Source organism: Paenibacillus sp. MY03, from assembly GCF_002165585.1.
Classification (GTDB): Bacteria; Bacillota; Bacilli; order Paenibacillales; family Paenibacillaceae; genus Pristimantibacillus; species Pristimantibacillus agaridevorans.
Genome location: NZ_MXQD01000060.1, coordinates 31843 through 51744 on the forward strand (window position 1 = coordinate 31843; position 19902 = coordinate 51744).

General features: G+C 51.4%; 16 protein-coding genes. 14 read left to right on the forward strand and 2 right to left on the reverse strand.

The window, feature by feature from the left end; genetic code table 11:
* The first annotated feature begins 28 nt into the window (after positions 1 to 28).
* From B1748_RS31815 to B1748_RS31835, 5 genes are all read left to right on the forward strand, one after another.
* Complete coding sequence (locus B1748_RS31815) at positions 29 to 880, forward strand: amidohydrolase family protein (RefSeq protein WP_087571995.1); 852 nt, start codon at positions 29 to 31, stop codon at positions 878 to 880.
* Positions 877 to 1839, forward strand: a complete 963-nt coding sequence (locus B1748_RS31820; RefSeq protein WP_087571996.1) for an aldo/keto reductase — start codon at positions 877 to 879, stop codon at positions 1837 to 1839. The genes B1748_RS31815 and B1748_RS31820 overlap by 4 nt, the downstream gene beginning before the upstream one ends.
* Positions 1840 to 1847: 8 nt before the next feature.
* The gene (locus B1748_RS31825; protein ID WP_087571997.1) at positions 1848 to 2867 is read left to right on the forward strand and encodes a zinc-binding alcohol dehydrogenase family protein; all 1020 of its coding nucleotides are present in this window, start codon (positions 1848 to 1850) and stop codon (positions 2865 to 2867) included.
* Between the two features lie 179 nt (positions 2868 to 3046).
* Entirely contained in the window at positions 3047 to 4453 is a 1407-nt protein-coding gene (locus B1748_RS31830; RefSeq protein WP_087571998.1) for an MBOAT family O-acyltransferase, read from the forward strand.
* A 41-nt stretch (positions 4454 to 4494) separates the two neighbouring features.
* Positions 4495 to 5778 (forward strand): DHHW family protein, encoded by a 1284-nt coding sequence (locus B1748_RS31835; RefSeq protein ID WP_087571999.1) that lies wholly within the window; start codon positions 4495 to 4497, stop codon positions 5776 to 5778.
* A gap of 185 nt (positions 5779 to 5963) precedes the next feature.
* Here the strand turns inward: B1748_RS31835 and B1748_RS31840 are convergent, their stop codons facing one another.
* Positions 5964 to 8372 carry an MMPL family transporter gene (locus B1748_RS31840; RefSeq protein ID WP_087572000.1) on the reverse strand — a complete coding sequence of 803 codons (2409 nt, stop codon included), beginning with the start codon at positions 8370 to 8372 and terminating at the stop codon, positions 5964 to 5966.
* A gap of 97 nt (positions 8373 to 8469) precedes the next feature.
* Positions 8470 to 9084 carry a TetR/AcrR family transcriptional regulator gene (locus tag B1748_RS31845; protein WP_087572001.1) on the reverse strand — a complete coding sequence of 205 codons (615 nt, stop codon included), beginning with the start codon at positions 9082 to 9084 and terminating at the stop codon, positions 8470 to 8472.
* A 263-nt stretch (positions 9085 to 9347) separates the two neighbouring features.
* On the opposite strand from B1748_RS31845, the gene B1748_RS31850 reads away from it, so the two are divergent.
* From B1748_RS31850 to B1748_RS31890, 9 genes are all read left to right on the forward strand, one after another.
* Positions 9348 to 10043: a response regulator transcription factor gene (locus B1748_RS31850; protein ID WP_087572016.1), complete on the forward strand. Its 696-nt coding sequence runs from the start codon at positions 9348 to 9350 to the stop codon at positions 10041 to 10043.
* Complete coding sequence (locus tag B1748_RS31855; RefSeq protein WP_179215922.1) at positions 10033 to 11493, forward strand: sensor histidine kinase; 1461 nt, start codon at positions 10033 to 10035, stop codon at positions 11491 to 11493. Before B1748_RS31850 ends, B1748_RS31855 begins: the two co-directional genes overlap by 11 nt.
* An 80-nt stretch (positions 11494 to 11573) precedes the next feature.
* The gene (locus B1748_RS31860) at positions 11574 to 12692 is read left to right on the forward strand and encodes a TolB family protein (protein ID WP_087572003.1); all 1119 of its coding nucleotides are present in this window, start codon (positions 11574 to 11576) and stop codon (positions 12690 to 12692) included.
* Positions 12693 to 13132: 440 nt separating this feature from the next.
* Positions 13133 to 13372: an AbrB/MazE/SpoVT family DNA-binding domain-containing protein gene (locus B1748_RS31865; RefSeq protein ID WP_087572017.1), complete on the forward strand. Its 240-nt coding sequence runs from the start codon at positions 13133 to 13135 to the stop codon at positions 13370 to 13372.
* The gene (locus B1748_RS31870) at positions 13373 to 13696 is read left to right on the forward strand and encodes a type II toxin-antitoxin system PemK/MazF family toxin (RefSeq protein ID WP_087572004.1); all 324 of its coding nucleotides are present in this window, start codon (positions 13373 to 13375) and stop codon (positions 13694 to 13696) included.
* 401 nt (positions 13697 to 14097) lie between these two features.
* Complete coding sequence (locus B1748_RS31875; protein ID WP_087572005.1) at positions 14098 to 16335, forward strand: AraC family transcriptional regulator; 2238 nt, start codon at positions 14098 to 14100, stop codon at positions 16333 to 16335.
* Positions 16336 to 16479: 144 nt separating this feature from the next.
* Complete coding sequence (locus tag B1748_RS31880) at positions 16480 to 18003, forward strand: extracellular solute-binding protein (protein WP_087572006.1); 1524 nt, start codon at positions 16480 to 16482, stop codon at positions 18001 to 18003.
* Positions 18004 to 18090: 87 nt separating this feature from the next.
* The gene (locus B1748_RS31885) at positions 18091 to 19011 is read left to right on the forward strand and encodes an ABC transporter permease (protein ID WP_087572007.1); all 921 of its coding nucleotides are present in this window, start codon (positions 18091 to 18093) and stop codon (positions 19009 to 19011) included.
* Between the two features lie 16 nt (positions 19012 to 19027).
* Positions 19028 to 19897: a carbohydrate ABC transporter permease gene (locus B1748_RS31890; protein WP_087572008.1), complete on the forward strand. Its 870-nt coding sequence runs from the start codon at positions 19028 to 19030 to the stop codon at positions 19895 to 19897.
* Positions 19898 to 19902: the final 5 nt, after the last annotated feature.

The window sequence follows — 19902 nt, forward strand, 5'->3', positions numbered from 1 at the left end:
AGAGGGAGAAGAGAGGAGTGATTGCAGCATGCGCATTGATGCCCATCAGCATTACTGGACGATGTCCCGGGACGATTACGGATGGATCACGCCGGAGCTACCGGTTCTGTACAGGGATTTCCTGCCTCGGGACCTGGAGCCGGAGCTTGCCAAGCATGGGGTGGCCGGCACCATCGTCGTTCAAGCGGCACCCACCCTTGAGGAGACGGAATATTTGTTGTCTCTGGCAGACGGTTCGGATAACATTTTTGGCGTAGTGGGCTGGCTGGATCTATTCCATCCCGCTCACAAGGAGCATTACGAGCGGTTCCGGCAGTATTCCAAATTCGTCGGCTTCCGCATCATGATTCAAGATATGCCAGATGCCACGCGCATACTGGAGCCTCCTTTCGTGGAGGCGCTGCGTTTTTACTCCGAGCTGGACGTACCCGTCGATCTGTTGGTGACAGCCGATCAATTGGACCCGCTGCTTGAACTGCTGGATGCCGTTCCGAACCTGCGGGGCGTCATCGACCATATCGCCAAACCGCATATTGCGGCGGGGACGCTGCAGCCGTGGACGGAGCAAATGGAGCGGGCGGCGTCTCATCCCCGGTTGTACTGCAAGCTGTCCGGCATGGTGACGGAGGCCGATCATCGGACTTGGAGGCCGGAGCACTTCGAGGCGTATATCCACCACGTTCTGGCCGTCTTTGGCGAGGATCGAGTGATGTTCGGTACGGACTGGCCGGTGTGTCTGCTTGCGGCAAGTTACGGCGAGGTTGTCGGTCTGCTGGAGGGAGCTCTGCCGAAAGACTGGGGAGAGCGGTCGCGGTCCAAGTTGTTCGGCGAGAACGCAAGACGATTCTACAAGCTGCAAGAGACGGAGGGATCGCGATGAAATATCGTTTGCTCGGCAAGACCGGCCTCGAAGTGTCGCGGCTTGGTTTCGGCGCTTCTTCCCTGGGCTCCGTGTTCCGTCGGACGGATGACACGGAAGGAATTCGCGCGGTGCATGCGGCATTGGACGCCGGCATTAATCTGATCGACGTATCGCCGTATTACGGAGCGACGAAGGCCGAGACCGTGCTGGGCCGGGCTATTGCGCAGACTTCGCGGGACCGCTTTTACTTGTCCACGAAAGCAGGCAGGTACGGCGAGAACGCGTTCGACTTCTCGGCAGCGCGGATCGAGTCGAGCCTGGAGGAAAGTCTGCGGCGCCTGAATACGGATTACGTCGATATGCTGTTCCTGCATGACATCGAGTTCGTGGAACCGGACATCATCGTGGGCGAAGCCATTCCTGCCTTGCAACGACTGAAGGAGGAAGGCAAAATCCGGTTCGCGGGCATTTGCGGACTTCCGCTGGCTCTATTCGAGCAAATGCTGCCGCAGGCCGACGTGGATGTCATCATCTCGTATTGCCATTATTCGCTGAACGATACTTCGCTGCTGGGACTGCTGCCGCTGCTGGAGGAGCGCGGCGTCGGATTGGTTAACGCTTCCCCGATCTCAATGGGGCTTTTGAGCACAAGAGGCACTCCGGATTGGCATCCCGCAAGCGCCGAGCTCAAGGAGACATGCCTGAGAGCGGCTCGGCTCGTGGAGGAACGGGGCGAGGACATCGCGAAGCTGGCGATTCAGTTCTCGACAGCGGAGGAGCGTATCCCCACAACGCTTGTCAGTACGGCCAACCCGGCTAATATCGCGAGAAACGCGGCATGGACGGACGAGCCGATGGATCCGGAGCTGCTCTCCGAGGTGCTTGATGTGCTGAAGCCGGTGCATAACGAGACTTGGAACAGCGGTCTGCCGCGCTACAACGAATCGACGGGATCGTTTATGACAGAGGGAAAGTAGGGACATAGATGAAGGGAATCGTATGCGAGGAAATGGAGTCGTTCCGCATGAGGGACGATCTGCCCGAGCCGGAGCTGACGGAAGGACATGCCATCGTCGCCATTCGGAGGATCGGCATCTGCGGCACGGATTATCATGCGTTTAAGGGGAAACAGCCCTTCTTCCAGTACCCGCGTATACTGGGTCACGAGCTGTCCGGCGTTATTGAAGCCATAGGCGGAAACGACCGCGGATTGTCGGCAGGCGATCGCGTGGCGATCATTCCGTACTTGCATTGCGGCAAGTGCCGGGCTTGCCGAAGCGGTCAGACGAATTGCTGCGCGGAGATGCGCGTCATCGGCGTACATCAGGATGGCGGAATGAGGGAACGCATCTCCGTGCCGGTGTCCCATCTGCTGAACGTGAATTCTTTGTCGCTGGACGAAGCTGCTCTAGTAGAGCCGCTAGCCATAGGAGCGCACGCGGTCAGACGAGGCGGCGTCAGGCCGTCCGACACGGTGCTCGTTATCGGCTCCGGCCCCATTGGGCTGGGCGTCATGGCTTTCGCCAAACATGCAGGCGCCCGCGTCATCGCGATGGACATCTCGCGGGAGCGGCTGGACTTCTGCGCCTCGTGGGCGGGGGCCGACGAGCGGATCGACGCGTTGGCGCCGAACGCGAAGGAGCGGCTAGCCGCGCTTACGGACGGCGAATATCCCGCCGTTGTATTCGACGCTACGGGCAATTCTAAGTCCATGGAGAAGGCGTTCGAGCTGGTCTCCAATGGCGGCAAGCTGGTATTCGTCGGTCTTGTAAAAGGCGAGATCGCCTTCTCGGATCCCGAATTCCACAAGCGGGAGCTGACGCTGATGGGCAGCCGCAACGCGACGGCGGCCGACTTTCAGCATGTGCTCGACGTTGTCGGGCAAGGTTATCTGGACATGGGCCGCTTTATTACGCATCGTTCGTCGTTGGAAGGTATGATCGAAGCGTTTGGCGATTGGCTGGATCCGGCGTCGAAGGTAATCAAGGCCGTTGTAGAAGTATAACGCTGTTATGACCCAATAAAAACCGAGCTTGCACGGATATCATCCGGGCAAGCTCGGTTTATTTGTCCGATGTCTTCTTGCCAGGTTCGGAAGTTGAGGTTTGGCCGCAACCTTCTTACACTTGGGATCGTCAGGAAGTTGACAATTAATGATTTATTCAATCTAGGGGGAAGCACGTCTTGGTTTTCAGTTCAGTCATCTTTTTATTTTATTTTCTGCCCCTTGTTCTGGTCTTGTACTTCGCTTTTCCGTTCAAATATAAAAATATCATTCTATTGATTTTCAGCTTGATCTTCTACGCCTGGGGCGAGCCTCGATATGTATTTCTCATGATCGCATCCATTCTTATCAACTACGGCTATGGCATTTGGATAGATCGGTCGGAGAACAGCGATAAGAAGAGGGTTTATATACTTGCTACCGCCATTGCGGTCAATATCGGGCTTTTGGGTTTTTTCAAATATGCCAACTTCGTCGTTGATGCGGTCAATGCCGCCTTGCATACGGATTTTCATCTACAAACGATTCCGCTTCCGATCGGTATTTCCTTTTATACGTTTCATGCGCTGAGCTATCTCATTGATATTTATCGCAGACAAGAGCAAGCCCAGCGGAATTTGTTCAAATTATCGTTATATATTACCTTTTTCCCGCAGCTAGTAGCGGGTCCGATAATCCGTTACAACGATGTCGCCAAGCAGTTGAGCCGCCGCGTCTTCTCCTCCACTCAATTCGCCCAAGGCATCCAACGGTTTATTCTGGGTTTGTCCAAAAAAATTCTGCTGGCCAACCCGCTCGGCGCCGTAGCGGACACGATATTTATGACATCGACATCCGACCTTTCCACAGGCAGTGCGTGGATTGGCATTATAGCGTATACGCTGCAGATTTATTTTGATTTCTCGGGCTACAGCGATATGGCGATCGGTCTGGGCAAAATGTTTGGATTCGAGTTCAAAGAGAATTTCAACTATCCCTATATCGCCAAAAGCATCTCGGAGTTCTGGCGGCGTTGGCATATCTCTCTCGGCAGTTGGTTCAGGGACTACGTCTACATCCCGCTGGGTGGAAGCCGAGTGTCGAAGTGGAAGCTGTGCCGCAATCTACTGATCGTGTGGGCTTTGACGGGGTTCTGGCATGGAGCCAGCTGGACTTTCATGGCTTGGGGCATCTATTACGGGGCGCTTATCGCTTTGGAGAAATTCTATCTGGAGAAGTGGCTGTCCAAGCTCTATCCGTTCAATCATGTGCTGGTGCTGCTGCTTGTGATGATTGGCTGGGTGTTCTTCCGAGCCGACAATTTCAGCTACGCAACAGATTACCTGGCCGCAATGTTTTCTTCTCGCGGCAAAGAGATTTTTGATGCCCAGGCATTGTCGCTGCTGTCTTTGAACTGGTTCTATTTCGCTATTGCGGTTATTGTAGCCATGCCGGTATATCCGCTGTTGCAGAAACGGAAGCTTCATCCTTCGATGGGCATTGTACGCGAAGTTGTTTCATTGATTTTCTGCTTTTTCTTATTTGCGCAAGTGATATTGTATCTGGTTAATTCGACGTACAATCCGTTCTTGTATTTCAGATTTTAGCGTGATGTCCAACAAAATCAAAGTTATTAGGGAGTATCAACTTGAACAGAAAGTTAGCAAGTGTCTATATCGGAGCCTTCCTTACCATAATATTCGGATTTTCTATAGCCAGCGTGGTCATGCCGGACAACAGCTTCTCGGCTAGCGAGAAGAGAACGTTAAGTAAGTTGCCGGCGTTCAGAGCCTCTTTGCTCTTCTCGCGAAGCTTCTTCGAGGATATGAATCAATATGCGAACGACCAGATTGTGCTTCGCGACGAGATGGTGAAGATGTATCAACGGCAGCAAAACTCCAAGGTGTTCAACGCGATGCTGTTCGAAAATTTGCTCCGTCCTGCCCCTTCGCCGAATTCGGAGAATGGGACGATTGTGACGGATTCACGTATTGTGTCGAAGCTTGTGCTGATCAACAAGAAGTGGATATTTCCTGTTCCCAGCAAAAACGTCTTTACCAAACAGATTGACTCCGCGACCGCAAAATTGAACGAAGCGGTGAAATTTGCTGTAGAGCAAGGAACCGAAACGTATTTCGTCTTCAATCCGTCGAGAACGAAAGCATTAATGCATCTGTATCCCGCATATTTGAAAACCGATGCTTACAGCATGTCCAAACAGTATTTTTTATCCAAGCTGGATTCTTCGGTGAATGTCGTGGATATCGGGAACAAGTTCGATACGTTTAAGAAGGCGGAGCTGGAGGAGATGTACTTGGAAACCGACCACCATTGGAATGTAAGAGGCGCCTTCACCGCTTATCAGGAAATGATTGAACAAATCTCGGGCAGGTCGCCTATCTTCTCGGATGAGCCTATGGCGTTGGACGATATCCACATCTCTCAATTAACGGACGGCGCGTTCGAGGGCAGCTATAACATCCAGATCAACGAAATGATCAATCCGAAGAAAGCCGACCGAACGATCATTTACGAGCCTCGAATCCCCTTCTCCTTCTCGCATTTCGAGGTCATTAACAAGGACGGTTCACAGACGATCAAATCGTTTGACGAGTTTTACGGATTCAAGCGGGGTCGAAGCACCTATACTTACGGGGCGATCTTCGGGGGCGACCGCCAGAAAATCGTATATGAGAATTCGCAAGCGAATAATGATTTGAATGTCCTGCTGCTGAAGGATTCGTTTATGAACCCGCTTACGCCATACTTGGCCCAACACTTCAACAAGCTGACCGTTCTGGACAATCGGTATTATACGGAGTTCAGTTTGCGGGATGTGCTCACCCAAGAGCATTACGATATGCTTATTATCGCCTTTCACGACGATAATCTGTTTAGTGGCAATTACGCTTTCGAGAAGAAAGCGGAATGATTGGGCCCCGCGAGTGGTTCTGCCTTGATAGTTAGTAGAATAAAAAAGAAGCTTCCATCCGATTTTGGGTGGAAGCTTCTTTGTGCGCTTTGGGGGAGCCCGATTGACCGTCTTTACCGGTTGAAATGCCATACCCGCAGCTTATTATGCCGCCAGTCCTTGAACGGTCGGCGTCTGCGAGCTGCCTAGTGAGCTTTGGATCCCTCTTTGGCTTGCAGCTCGGCGATCAGCTTGTCTCCTTCGACGTCGAGGTTCGGCAGCAGGCGGTCGAGCCACTTCGGCAGCCACCAGGCTTTGTCGCCGAAGATGGCCATGACGGCCGGCACCAGCGCCATACGAACGAAGAACGCGTCGATCAGAATGCCAAGCGCGAGCGCGAAGCCGATCTGTTTGATCATAATATCATGCGTCAGGACGAAGCCGGCGAATACGGCAACCATGATGACGGCGGCCGCGACAACGACTCGGCTGGCTTGGTCGTAGCCATGGATGACGCTGTTTCTGCCGCGATGGCCATGCACGTACGATTCGCGCATGGAGGAGACGAGGAACACCTGATAGTCCATCGCGAGTCCGTACAGAATACCTGTCACGAGAATCGGAATGAAGCTCATAAGCGGTCCGCCGGTATCCACGCCGAACAGATTGCTCGCCCATCCCCATTGGAATACGGCGGTCGTAATGCCGAACGTGGCAAGCACGCTAAGCAAGAAGCCGACCGTCGCTTTGATCGGAACGAGAATGGAACGGAAGACGAGCAGCAGAATGATCAACGACAGGATCACGATAACGCCGATGTAGGTCGGGAATACTTCCGCAAGCCTGCTGGACATGTCGATGTTAATGGCGGTGAAGCCCGTAACTCCGAGCGTTACTCCGTAGTTGGCGGCGATTGCGGAATCTTTTGCGCGAAGCTCCTGCACGAGGTCCTTCGTCGCCGTGTCCGTAGGACCCGTCTTCGGAATCAGGCTGAGAATGGCGATGTTGCCCTCCGCGTTCATCCCCATCGGCTGCACGACGGATACGTTTTCGTTTTTCTGAATTTCCTGCACGATGCCCCCGAGCACCTCCGGAGCGATGACGCCTGCGGAATCCTTTGGCTCGGCGACGATGAGCAGAGGGCCGTTAAAGCCTTCTCCGAAACCGGCCGAAATCGCATCGTAGCTCTGGCGGGCGGATGTATCCAGGTTCGCGCTGGCGCCGGACGGAATGCCCAGCTCCATCTTCGCTGCCGGGATCGCCGCTGCGCCCAGCAAGACGATTACCGCAAGGATTACCGGCCAGCGGAACTTCACGATGCCTTTTACCCATGCGTCGGCGACGCCATGTTGTTTGGCTGCCGCTTTGGAACGGTTTTTCTCGCGTGCCTTATCGGAGCAGATACGTTCGCCGATCAGACCAAGCAATGCCGGCAACAGCGTAAGAGCGATCAGCACGCTGAGAAGCACCGTAACCGAAGCGACGAGAGCCATCATGCTGAGGAAGGAAATGCCGATAACGAGCAGGCCGCACAAGGCGATGATAACCGTCAGACCGGCGAAGAAAACGGCGCTGCCTGCCGTTCCGACCGCGCGGCCGGCGGCTTCGCGGGCTGTCAGGCCTTGGTCGAAGATGAGTCGGCGCTGTCTGTTTACGATAAAGAGCGCATAGTCGATGCCAACCGCCAGTCCGATCATGAGGGCCAGAACAGGCGTGAACGATGTCATCGTCACAAAGGTGGAGAGGGCGAACGCGCCTCCGACGCCGATCCCTACGCCAAAGAGCGCGGTGATGATAGGCAGGCCGGCAGCGACGAGCGAGCCCAGCGTCATAACGAGAACGACGGCGGCGATCAGAAGCCCGAACACTTCATTAATGCCGATAGGGACCTCGACAGCCTTTAGCGAGTCGCTTGGCAGCGCGGTAATGCCGCTTCCGTCGACGGATTCGGTAACGGCTTCGACCACCGTATCCGTTACGCCTTGCGGCAGCGAGTTCTGCTGCACGGTGAATTGGAATTGGAACAGGGCGATGCTTCCGTCCGTTGCGATCAACACGCCTGGTACAGGCATCCCGTTGATCATGAGCGGCATGTAAGGAGGGAGTTCGCCGCCTGCAGAATTAGCCGCATCGGCCGCTCCTGCCGCAGCGCCGGCGTCAGCGCCCTGAGCAGCATTTTGCGCCGCATCAGCTGCGCCGGCATCTGCGCCTTGAGCGGCCCCCGCCTGGGCACCGCCTTGCGCGGCTTGCCCTGCGCTCAGGTCCGCGCCGGCTGCGGCCGCCAGCTCGGCGGGATTAATAATGTACTCGAGCTCGTACACCTTGCCCACGGTCTCGGTAATCGTCGCGATGCGTTCCGGCGTGTCGAGTCTCTCGCCTTCAGGCGCGGTGAAGAGAACGCTGGCTTGGCCGCCGGACGCCTCCGGCAGCTCTTGCTCCAGCTTGTCGAGCACCTTCTGCGACTCCGTGCCTTCAATCTTCATCTCGGAGCTGACGCTCATGCCGTTGATGCCGAGCATGGCGCCGACGATGCCGATGATCAGAATCCATGCCGCGATAAACGCCCAAGGCTTGCCAAAGGCGGATTTGCCGATACGATACAATAATTTGGACATGCAGTTAGTGTCTCCTTTAATAGCTGAGTTTGAGCTGAATAGATTTCATCCGAATACGTCAAACGTTATTCGGTTCAATAACCTTTGGACTACCTCGTTAGAAGCCATTCCGCAAGTAACGGAACGCCGTATCGAAGTATTCGTCGAAGGATTGCGCTTCGGGATCGTTGTCGGGCGATTCTCCCGGCAGCAATACGCGAAGCGTCCCGTCCAGCAGCGGCACAATGGTGGAGCATACGGAGCCGGCGAGCAAGTAAGTATAGTCGGGAGGATGCGTCTCCCTGAACAAGCCGGTCAAGAGATTCTGGGCTTCCCGCTGCAAGAGGTGAACAGCGCCCAGGGTGTAGGGTTTCAGGTTGGGGTAACTTTTGGACAGGGTAAAGAGCTGCTTCATTCGGCGCAAGGATTCCTCCGCCAGCTGCATCTTCACGAACTGGTACATGGCGTCGATGGGCGAAGTGGAGTCGGGCATCCGGTTCAGCAGCTCGTAGAATTCGCTGATGTCGTGATACGGCACCGACGCCGTAGCGACTGCTTCTTCCTTGCAGGAGAAATAGTTCGCGAACGTGCGGCGGGAGTATCCGGCCCGCTGGACGATATCCTCCACGACGAAGCCGTCCATCCCGCGTTCCAGCGCCAGCTGAAATGCGGCTTCCGCCAGAGCGTGCCCCGTCGCTTCTTTTTTGATTTCGCGCAAATTTGATTTGTTCATTCTTTTCAGTCACCTCCGCTCATCAAGCGCCCATCTCATAGAAGTCTGAATCCAATATAACATCGAGTTTGCTCAATGAGCAATATTGCACAATGGGCAAATATTTAATATATTGTGAACGTTTCACGATCCAAGCCTCATTGTTCTAGCCTCTGACACATTGTCGAGAGTATACGTTTATCTGCTAAGATGGATTTTGGTTCCAGCCGGAAACCCCTTATAATAGAAGCAGACGATAACGACATGGGGCAGGTGACAATGCCATGCATGAATCAATCATGGTCATCGAGGACGAAAAAGCGATCGCGGATGCTATCGCCTATGCCTTAAAGCGCGAAGGGTATACGGTGGAGGTCATCGATCGCGGGGATCTGGCGGCGAAACGGTTAAGCGAAACTCGGCCCGACGCCATTATTCTGGATGTGATGCTGCCCGGCATGGACGGCTACGACGTGCTAAAGAAGCTGCAGGATAAGGGACAGATCGGCGTCATCATGCTGACGGCCAAGGAAGACATCGTAAACAAGGTGCTAGGGCTGGAGCTCGGGGCTGACGATTACATGACGAAACCCTTCGATATGCGGGAGCTGCTCGCGCGGCTCAAGTCCCTGCTGAGGCGGATGCAGGCCGTCGGCGAGAAGAAGGAGCCGGGAGAGACCCAGCTTGGCGGAGTGAAGGTGCATGTCGCAAGAAGATCGGTTGTCGCGGGAGAACAGAAGCTGGAGCTGACGCCCAAGGAATTTGATTTGATGGCGCTGTTGGTCTCGAATCCCGACAGAGTGTACGCAAGGGAGCAATTGCTGGACCTGGTGTGGGGAATGGACTATTACGGCGGTACGCGTACGGTGGATATCCATGTGCAACGGCTTCGCAAGAAGCTGGGACCGGATCATGGCGAGATCATCCAAACCGTGCACGGCATCGGCTACAAGGCGTCCGGAGGATACAGTGAGAATTAGCATCAAGCTGAAGTTCAGTCTGTTCCTCGCCGGTCTCCTGTTGCTTACGGTAATCGTGCTCAGCCTACTGGTCTTGCAGGGAATCGAACGGAATCAGCGCGCGCAGACGGAGGGGCTCCTCGCGCAGCAAGCCGACACGGCGAACGTCTATCTCTACCAGTCCATCATGGCGGCATCCAGCAAAGTGCCCGAGACTTATCTAAAAACCAAAGGCGCGGAGTTCGGCGAGCAACTGGAGAAGCTGGTCAGCGGGCAACCGGTCGTCTTGTACGATGGGAGCGGCTCCGTTACAAGCAGGAGGACCGCGACTCCGCCATCCGTGAGCGTCAAGCAGACGCTGGCTTATGCGCTGGAGAACAAGACGGCTTACTTGGTGGAAGGGGACTCCATGTATTATTTGACCCCTTTGCGGGTGTTGGGCGAGCAGGTCGGCGTCGTCCAGTTCTATTATTCCCTCGGCGACCATCAAGCCTTTTATGACGAAATCAAGCAGTTGTTCATCTATATCGGAGCCGGCGTATTCGTGCTTAGCTTTTTATTGGCTTACTTGTATTTCAACTCGTTCGCTCGGGGCATCATCAGGCTTAACGATACGGTAGGCCGTATTCGGGAGGGACAGTTCGGGGTACCGGTCATCAAACGCAGGGACGAGATCGGCGAGCTTGGAGCCGGCATTGCCGCCATGAGCGAACGTCTTATGCTCACGATGCGGGATAAGGACCAGGAGCGGGAGAAGCTGTCGCTTGCGGTTCGCAAGCTGTCGGAGCTGGACCGTCAGCAGAAGGAATTTATCGGCAACGTTACTCATGAGTTCAAGACGCCGTTGACTTCCATTAAAGCTTACCTTGATCTGCTCGACATGTATCCCGACGACGAGGAGCTGCTGACCACGGCCAAAACCCACATTGCGGGCGAGACGCAGAGGCTCTACGAGATGGTGGAGAAAGTGCTGCAATTATCGGCGATGGAGAAGTACGATTTTGAATACAGCAAGGAACGGCTCGAGGTTGCCTCAACGATTGGGTCGGTGCTGGACGGCCTTAAGGGAAAGATGGACAAGTTCGGGCTTACGCTTACGACGGACTTGCGCGAAGCTTATATAGAAGCCGACAAGGATTACATGAATATCGTGCTGGCGAACCTGCTGGACAACGCGATCAAATACAACAAGGCAAACGGCCGCATCCGCGTCAGCAACGTCGCCTTGGACAATGAGGTCGTCATCGAAATTTCCGATACGGGAATCGGCATTCCGGAAGGGGTAGCGGATAAAATTTTCGAAGCGTTTTATACAGTGGACAAAAACCGATCAAGGGAGCATGGCGGCGCGGGGCTAGGCCTGTCGCTCGCGAAGCGTTATGCCGAGACGCAGGGAGGCGCCATCTCCATCGCGAAGTCGGATGGCAGCGGCACGACGTTTCGAATCGCGTTCCCGATTCAAACCCGATAAGATTGTTTACAACTTGGAAACAACTCTTCGTTCATTTGCAACAAATGGTTGGTATTGTAAGCATCAAGGAGGCGATCACATTGAACAAAACAAAATTAGCCATCATGGCATGCGTACCCGCATTGCTGCTTACAATAACCGCTTGCAGCGAGGATGACGGAGGAAACCGCGAGATCATTCGGGAGCCAGGGAAAACCATCACCGTCATCGATAATGGGGGCAAGACTCCAGCGGCCGGACCGGCCATTGCGATAGGGGGCATACAGCGATACGAGAAGGTGGATATATTCGGCTGGGTGGACGAGGACACGGTCATTATATCCAGGGAAAACGAGAAGTTGGCGAAGATGGAGCTGTCGGAGCTGTCGGATTCCTACCCGCGCAGTCTGTACAAGTTTAATCTGAAGACGAAAGAACTCGTGCCGCTGAAAGAACAGGAGAACGTCTTTTTGGGAGCGGCCAGCTTGTCGCCGGACAAAAAACAACTGATCTACCAAGAGTACACGCTTGGCGATCCCGTTTTTTATGTCATGGACCTGGAGACGTTGAAGTCGTTCCGTCTATCCGGCGAACCCATCGGAGGGGCTATGAGCGCCAGGTGGACGGACGATGGCAGCGTCATTGGCGCCTCGTACGCCGGCGGGGCCTTCACGGCTACCAAGGGCGGAGACATTGCAAAGATGCCGGAGCTGGAGGAAGAAGGAGCATTGTTCCTCGTCGCCAAGCTGGGCAGCAAGGTCTTGTACAACTCCAATGCGAATGAGACGTTAAGAGTGCTGGATCTGGACACCAAAGCGATCAAGGACATGGGATTGGGCGCCGTGAGCAACGTCATTCCTTCGCCTGATGGGAAGCAGCTGCTGGTGGAACAATACGAAGGCTCCAAGGTGAAGCTGTTGCTCTGCGATCTGGACGGAGGCAACGCGAAGACGATTGCGGAAGGAGCGGAGCTTGGCGGAATCTCCTGGTCGGCGGATCAGCGGCTGATTGCATACGGCATGCAAGCCGAGGTGAGCGGCGCGACAGTCAAGGGCCTGTACGTTCACGATTTGCTGTCCGACGAGGTAACCCGGATCGCGGCCGACGTCGAAAACGTGGCAAACACCTCGTGGAGCCCGTCCGGCGACGCGTTGTCTTACTCGGTGTGGAACGGCAGCGGCTACGAAAGCAGCGTCGTCGAGATTCGTACGTCGCACTAATAATAATACGGGGAAACGGAGTCTACGAACTTCGTGATCGCCTGGCGAGAGCAGTGGTCGGGGTGCAGCATCTACACCCCGACCACAACATTATTTTCGTACATGGGTGCTGCTCCGTAAATTGTGCAGTACCTCTTCGGTGATCGGTTTATTCAATTGGTCCATTGTACATAAAATTGCTCCTGACCCTTGTATGAGTTCCGCCCCCGTCAACCCCGATAAGAACGTCTTCCGACATGATCTTGAACACCTCGTTTTTTCTTTTTTTTATTGAATATTATACCAGAAGAATAGGGCCGTTAATGATTATCAAAAATATGGGGATAAATGACTCATCTATTATGGTATCAGTTTTTATTTAGGTGTATATACTAGTATATACATTGAGCTGGAGGTGTGATAGAATGCAAGAAAGAAATCAAAAAAAGGAGGATGTCTCCATGTCGACGACCGTGCAAAAGTGGGGGAACAGTCTAGGTATTCGAATTCCTAGCCAAATAGCTGAAAGGATAGCGATAGGCCAGGGATCGGAAGTTGATTTGATTGTGGGTGATGATCACACGCTCATCGTGATACCAAAAAAGAAAAAGCCCACATTGGAAGAGTTGTTGGCGCAATGCAAGCCGGAAAATCGACACGACGAAATTGATCTCGGTATAGAAGGGAAGGAAATGATGTAGATGAGTGCGGATCGAGGAGATCTGGTATGGATAAACTTCAATCCCCAAACCGGTCATGAACAAGCTGGGAGAAGATCTGCAATCGTTTTGTCTCCAAAACCATTTAATGAAACGACTGGTTTTGTTTCTGTTTGTCCAATCACTCATACGGTAAGAGGATGGGGGTATGAAGTGATGTTGCCTGAGGGATTGGTATTTAACGGGGTGATTTTGACGGACCAGGTCAAAAATCTCGATTGGCGAGCACGGCGTATAGATGTCGTCGGTAAAGCTCCCGAAGAAGTAGTCAATGAGTGCCTGGATAAAATACGCACTTTTTTGTAAGTTGGCTCCATTTTGTAGATAAATTCGCCGTTCTAACAGATCAATTCGAGAATTCTCCCTCCTCTTGAAGGAGGGAGATGAATCCATGGTTGGCATCCAACGCTGATGCTGCGCCTAATAGTTGATGTCGAGTAGTGGATACCTGTTAAAAAGGTTCGGTAGAGTGATACGGTGACACGGAAGGGCCATCCTGCGAGGGATGGCTCTTTGCTCGTCTTACAGTGGTATTAGAGGTATTGTTTTAACTTTATAGTATTGATCTGCGATCGAACATCGATGGACATACAAAAGTGACAGTTATCTAAATAACTGGGTGTTTACGCGCATTTATAAGTACACTAAGATAGATAGAACTTTTGTGAGAGTTGCTGTCAAGGAAGGAGTTAGAATGGGGGGAGCAGATGAAAAAGCACATATTTTTTAATTCGTTGTTTGCTAAATTACTTTTGAGCTTCCTATTGGTCATCATTGTCCTTACTGTAATGAACGGAAGCGTTCTGCAGATTTTCAAACACCAGACTAAGCAAAGGATACTGCAATATAATGCAGTGAATTTACAGACGACGGTCACTCAATATGAGCGAAACTGGCAGGAAGCCGTGAAAACGCTAGTGGGAGATTTGTTATCCAATCCGACCGCGGTTCAACTTTACCGTGAGCAAAAATTCGATTATTATTCCGCGCACAAGTTGTACCGCTCGATTAGTGAAATGGTTTTGCTCCAACAGGAGTCTTATCTGGAAAACCTGATCGTAATTTACTCCAAGCATATGATGGCCGTGGAAATCGGGGGAGTGAAGGATGCAAGAGATATGTTTGCCCATCACATGATCCATCAGCAATATGACTACCCGTCTTGGGAAAAGTATGCTGGGGCTACCCATTTTTTTGATATCCTTCCCGCGGCAAACTTTGACTCCAAACGAGGCGATCAGTTAATCAAAGCGGATAAAAGTTTGGTACCTATGCTGGTTAAAAATCATTTGTATCCGCAGATGTACGGCATTGCTTTTTTCGACACTCAAAAAATGCTCAATCATTACCAAACCTCGATCAACGATCGACTAATGATTGTCGATGGAAACGGCGAAATTATCTTCTCGAATTTTGATATGTCGACGGAATTGTTTGCCGAATTGCTGAAGGCCGATGATTATTTGGAAGACGGGGATCGTTATTTTTTTCATCAAAAAGGCGAATTTAGCGGACTGACCTATGTGCATGTTGTGCCAAGCGCTTGGTTGAGTTCGGAAATGAAGCAAATCAATCTCTTTATCGCGGGCATGATTTTTCTGTCTCTATTAATAGGGTTAACGATATCCTTCTGGTTTAGCCGCCGCTTTCATCAACCTGTAAAAAGTATTGTGGAAGCCCTGAAATCAAGAGAGGCGTTGCAATTAAAGGATAGCGGCATCATGGAATTCAGTTTGATCGGAAATCGAGTATTGCAAATCCAGCAAGATTTGCAATCACAGCAGTCACGGCTGGCATCCCACGCTTTTGCGAACAAGGCGAGGCGCATTCATGATGATTTTTCGGCCTTGCAGGATATGCAGTTGATCGACGAGCCGTTTCACATTCTTTTGTTCGAAATTGAATATCGCCAGGAATTCGCCGAACAGATTGCTCAGGATGAAGCTAAACCTATTTACTACATCCGTGAATTTATTGCTTGTCAATTCGATACTTGGGGAGAACGTCATTTGACATTTCAGGTTGAGTCCAACCAAGTTGTATCTCTGATATTCGCCACGGAGGATAAGCAGGATTACTATGAGAAACTTGAAGGTTTGAAGCATATATTCGATCTGGATCGGGATGCGTATCTCATCACGATCGTGTTGGGAAAACAATATCGCTATTTCAGTGAAGTGAGCTATGCCTATGAGCGGATCCGTCAAATCGCCGCTATGCGTCAACTTGGCCTGGGAACGCAGATTTTGCGTGACGAGGAGCAGCAATGGCAAGAAATTCCGTATACCTTTCAGCAGGATCAGGAGCTCCATGTGTTTCTACAAAGCGGCGATATTACTGGAATCCGTAAATGGACGTATAAAATGATTGCTTATTTGGAACGCCATCAGGCAAACGCCCGACATTACAGGGATTTTTCCTTCAGTCTGGTGCAGCGCGTCAATCGAAGCATGCTGGCGCAAGGGCTGGAATTAGAGGCGTTGTACGGGGTGGAGGAACAATTAAGCGAATGTTATGAGCAAAACGATTATTTGCATTTTTTTTCGAGATGGCTGGATTCGCTGCAATCTATTTGCGAGAAACGGAAGGACGATTTCGATCCGATTTTGCAAGAAGTGTTTCATTATATTCAGGAGAATTACGCTGCAGAATTGACGCTGGAGCGAATGGCAGAGCGGCTTAAGCTGTCTTCGGGTTATTTGTCGGTTTATTTCAAGAGGAAAAGCGGAATGAACTTTTTGGAATATCTGAATCAAGTACGTATTGAGAAAGCGAAGGAACTTTTGCAACTGACGGAGCTGAAGGTGCAGGAAATTGGAGAAAGGGTCGGTTATACGAGCAGCAATTCTTTTTTCCGCATGTTTAAAAAGTGGACGGGCTTGACGCCGGGAGATTACCGTCGACAAATGCATGAGCAAGCGGACGGATCGAGGGAGAATTCCTAAATTTCAATGCGTGTGTCACTTTTTTTATCTGAGCCTGATTGATCTGCGAAACGGCGATAGAGATAAAAAACTGCCGATTTCATGGAAGCGGACTTGTCGCTAGAGTTGTTAACGAAGGCGATTTTAAAAAAGGAGGAGTAACAATTGGCAACAAACGCGATGAGAAAAAAGGGTTGGGCAGCGGGGCTGTTTTTGCTGACAGTCGTTTTGGTTGTAACGGCATGCAGTAGCGGCAATCAGAATCGACAGGAGGAGGCAAACACGCCAACGGCAACAAGCGAATCCGGGGGAACAAAAAAAGCGCAAATGGTCAGCGTATTTATGGAAAGCAATCAGGCTTGGCCGTTTCAGGAGAATTGGCCGATATGGGACTGGATTGAAGAAGAGACCGGCATACGCGTAAAAGCGGATTTGGCGGTTGGAGGTCGGCAGGAGGCTTTAAATTTGGCGGTAGCTTCTCAGACCTTGGCCGATGTTGCATTTGGCAGCACGGATATCAACACCCTTGGTAGAGACGGAGCATTTCTTAATGTCGCGGAGCATTTGGATAAGCTCCCTAACCTGGTCAAGTTTTTTGAGGAGAATCCGCAACTCAAAGAAGCTGTGACGATGCCAGGAGGGGAAATTTACCTGGTTCCGCGGTTTGGCTCGCAAATTACCGATTATCGGATTTGGTTTAACCGCCAGGACATTTTTGAACAGCATCAACTGAAACAACCGACCAACTGGGAAGAATTGTATGAAGTCAGCAAGCAGCTGAAGGAACTATACCCGGACTCGTATCCGCTTATGTTCCGTCATGGATTAAGCACGTTGGCCGTAATGGCCCCGTCCTTCGGAACAACCAACCGTGTTTACCGCGATCTGGACACGGGAGAAGTGCGATACGGACCAACCGAAGATTCGTTCAAAACTTTGGTCGAATGGATGAACCGATTCGCCGAGGATGAGCTGATTCCTCCGGACTGGCTGTCGATGGACTATAATGCTTGGCTGCGCTATATCAACAACAATCAGGGCTTTATCGCCATTCAGTTTATCGGTCAGAAAGAAATCGTCAACAATCAAGGCACCGCAGGATATTGGGAGTATTTGATTCCGATAGCGGGATCTGAGAGCAAACCCTATATCCCCAACCATTTTTCGCTTAGCGGCTTTGGGATCAACGCGCAGGCAAGCAACCTGGAAGGCGCTTTGCAATTAATCGATTTTATGTATTCGGATGAAGGCATGCAGTTGTTAAGCTGGGGCAAGGAAGGCGTCACTTACGAGCTTGTCGACGGTCAAAAAACTTTTGTTGACGGGATCGCACAATTTACCGATTTGCGAGTGGATTACGGCATTATGACCGACGGTTCTTTTATCCGCTTTGATCCGGATGCGCTGCTGGCGTTAGTGGACGAAAAGGAGAAGGACAGCTATATGTTGAGCGAGCAATATGAGGATCCGGCGATGCATTTGCCGCCTAACTTTACGTTGGAGGAAGAGGAGCTGCTTGCTCAATATTTGCCCAACTTGCAAAAGCATCTCGATGAAAACATCAGTCGGTTTATTATTGGAAGCAGGCCCTTGAGCGAATGGGATCAGTATGTGCAGGAAATGCAGAAGCTGAATCTACAGGAAGTTGTAGACATCTATGAACGGGCTTGGAACCGGCAAAGCAGCTAAGTTTCCGTTCTGTTCGCCATGCGGGTTGCGAGGCAAATTATCGGGCAATCCGCAATGGCCGAAGCGTGAAAGTCGAGGAGCGATATCATGACAGAAATAAGGCATCTTGCTGTGGTAAGACGAGTAATCCGTGATAAATATTTATTGTTGCTGGTGGCACCGACCTTATTGTATTTGCTGTTATTCAAGTATATTCCGATGTTTGGCATCGTTGTTGCTTTTAAGCGCTACAACTTAAGCAAGGGTGTTTGGGGCAGTGATTGGGTGGGGCTGCGTTATTTTCAACAGTTTTTCAGCAATCCGGATGCCTATGAAATCATTCGAAATACGTTTCTGCTCGGAGGATACAAGCTGTTGTTCGGATTTCCGGCTCCGATTATTCTTGCATTGCTTTTAAATGAAGTCAGAAAAAAGGCATTCAAACGTTTCGTGCAGACGGTGAGTTATTTGCCGCATTTTATTTCAACCGTTGTTGTAAGCGGAATGGTCGTTATGTTTCTTTCCCCGACAAGCGGGCCCATCAATCAATTGCTGCAAGCGTTCGGTCTCAAGCCGATCAATTTTCTTATGCAGGCGGAATGGTTTCGAACCATTTATGTCGCCTCGGATGTATGGCAAGGCATCGGATGGGGCTCCATTATTTATTTAGCGGCGTTAACTACGATTGATCCCCAATTGTATGAGGCTGCTGAAATGGACGGCGCAAACCGCTGGAAGCAAACATGGCATGTTACGTTGCCGGGGCTTGTGCCAGCCATTGTGATTTTGCTCATTCTAAACGTTGGCAGCATATTGGAAATCGGCTTTGAGAAGGTTTTTTTGCTTTACAATCCAACTACGTATGAAACAGCGGATATTATTACCACCTATGTATACCGGATGGGCATTATAGGCGGTAATTTCAGCTACGGAACGGCAGTGGATATTTGCATGGGGCTGGTCAGTCTGGTATTTGTGCTCGTTGCAAATTCGATTAGCCGCCGATTGACCGAAAATAGTTTATGGTAATGAAGGGGAACCAGGTATGAAAATATACAGATTCAACCCGTACACCATGGTGCGAACGTTTTTACTGATGCTTGTTGTTGCCGTGACATTGTTGCCGTTTCTGTACATGATCAATGTTTCGCTGAGCGGAACCGGCTATGTCCTGCGAGGCGAAGTATCGCTGTGGCCCAAAGGTTTTAATCTGGACAGCTATGTGCAAGTGCTGAACGACAAGCGCATAGCGATCGGATACAAAAACACGCTGATTTACGTGGTGGCCGGAACGGCTTTGTCGCTGATGCTAACAACGATGGCCGGCTATGCGCTATCGCGCCGCCATATGGTCTTTAACAAGCCGATCATGGTTTTGCTGCTGGTGACGATGCTGTTTAATGGCGGCATGATCCCGACCTTCCTTGTTGTGCGCAGCTACGGTCTTGTCGATACGATGTGGGCAATGCTTTTGCCTGGCGCGATCAGCGTATGGTATCTCATTCTGATGCGCACATTTTTTCAGGCCATTCCTAATGAAATGATCGAATCCGGGAAAATGGACGGGCTAAATGATATCGGCATTTTCATCCGCCTTGTTTTGCCCGTATCGCTGCCGTCTCTGGCTACGATCGGCCTGTTTTACGGAGTGGGAATATGGAACAATTTCTTCTCTGCCTTGTTGTATTTGCGCAGCGAATCTTTGTTTCCGTTGCAAGTGTTCCTGCGGAACATCGTTATGTTGGGCCTGGACTTGGGGGACAACATCACTAGAGGAAGCGATGCGGAGGCCGTATTGCCCGAGGCATTGAAGTATGCCACTATTATCGTTTCCACGTTGCCGATTATGCTGGTATACCCGTTTGTTCAGAAGTATTTTGTCAGCGGCATTATGATTGGTTCAATCAAAGGGTAACGAGG

Excerpts from the sequence above, each read along its gene's own strand:
- B1748_RS31845 (WP_087572001.1), bottom strand. The coding sequence starts at position 9,084 with ATGAACAAATCAAATTTGCGCGAAATCAAAAAAGAAGCGACGGGGCAC.
- B1748_RS31840 (WP_087572000.1), bottom strand. The coding sequence starts at position 8,372 with ATGTCCAAATTATTGTATCGTATCGGCAAATCCGCCTTTGGCAAGCCT.
- B1748_RS31815 (WP_087571995.1), top strand. The coding sequence starts at position 29 with ATGCGCATTGATGCCCATCAGCATTACTGGACGATGTCCCGGGACGAT.
- B1748_RS31865 (WP_087572017.1), top strand. The coding sequence starts at position 13,133 with ATGTCGACGACCGTGCAAAAGTGGGGGAACAGTCTAGGTATTCGAATT.
- B1748_RS31850 (WP_087572016.1), top strand. The coding sequence starts at position 9,348 with ATGCATGAATCAATCATGGTCATCGAGGACGAAAAAGCGATCGCGGAT.
- B1748_RS31825 (WP_087571997.1), top strand. The coding sequence starts at position 1,848 with ATGAAGGGAATCGTATGCGAGGAAATGGAGTCGTTCCGCATGAGGGAC.
- B1748_RS31890 (WP_087572008.1), top strand. The coding sequence starts at position 19,028 with ATGAAAATATACAGATTCAACCCGTACACCATGGTGCGAACGTTTTTA.
- B1748_RS31820 (WP_087571996.1), top strand. The coding sequence starts at position 877 with ATGAAATATCGTTTGCTCGGCAAGACCGGCCTCGAAGTGTCGCGGCTT.
- B1748_RS31870 (WP_087572004.1), top strand. The coding sequence starts at position 13,373 with ATGAGTGCGGATCGAGGAGATCTGGTATGGATAAACTTCAATCCCCAA.
- B1748_RS31875 (WP_087572005.1), top strand. The coding sequence starts at position 14,098 with ATGAAAAAGCACATATTTTTTAATTCGTTGTTTGCTAAATTACTTTTG.
- B1748_RS31885 (WP_087572007.1), top strand. The coding sequence starts at position 18,091 with ATGACAGAAATAAGGCATCTTGCTGTGGTAAGACGAGTAATCCGTGAT.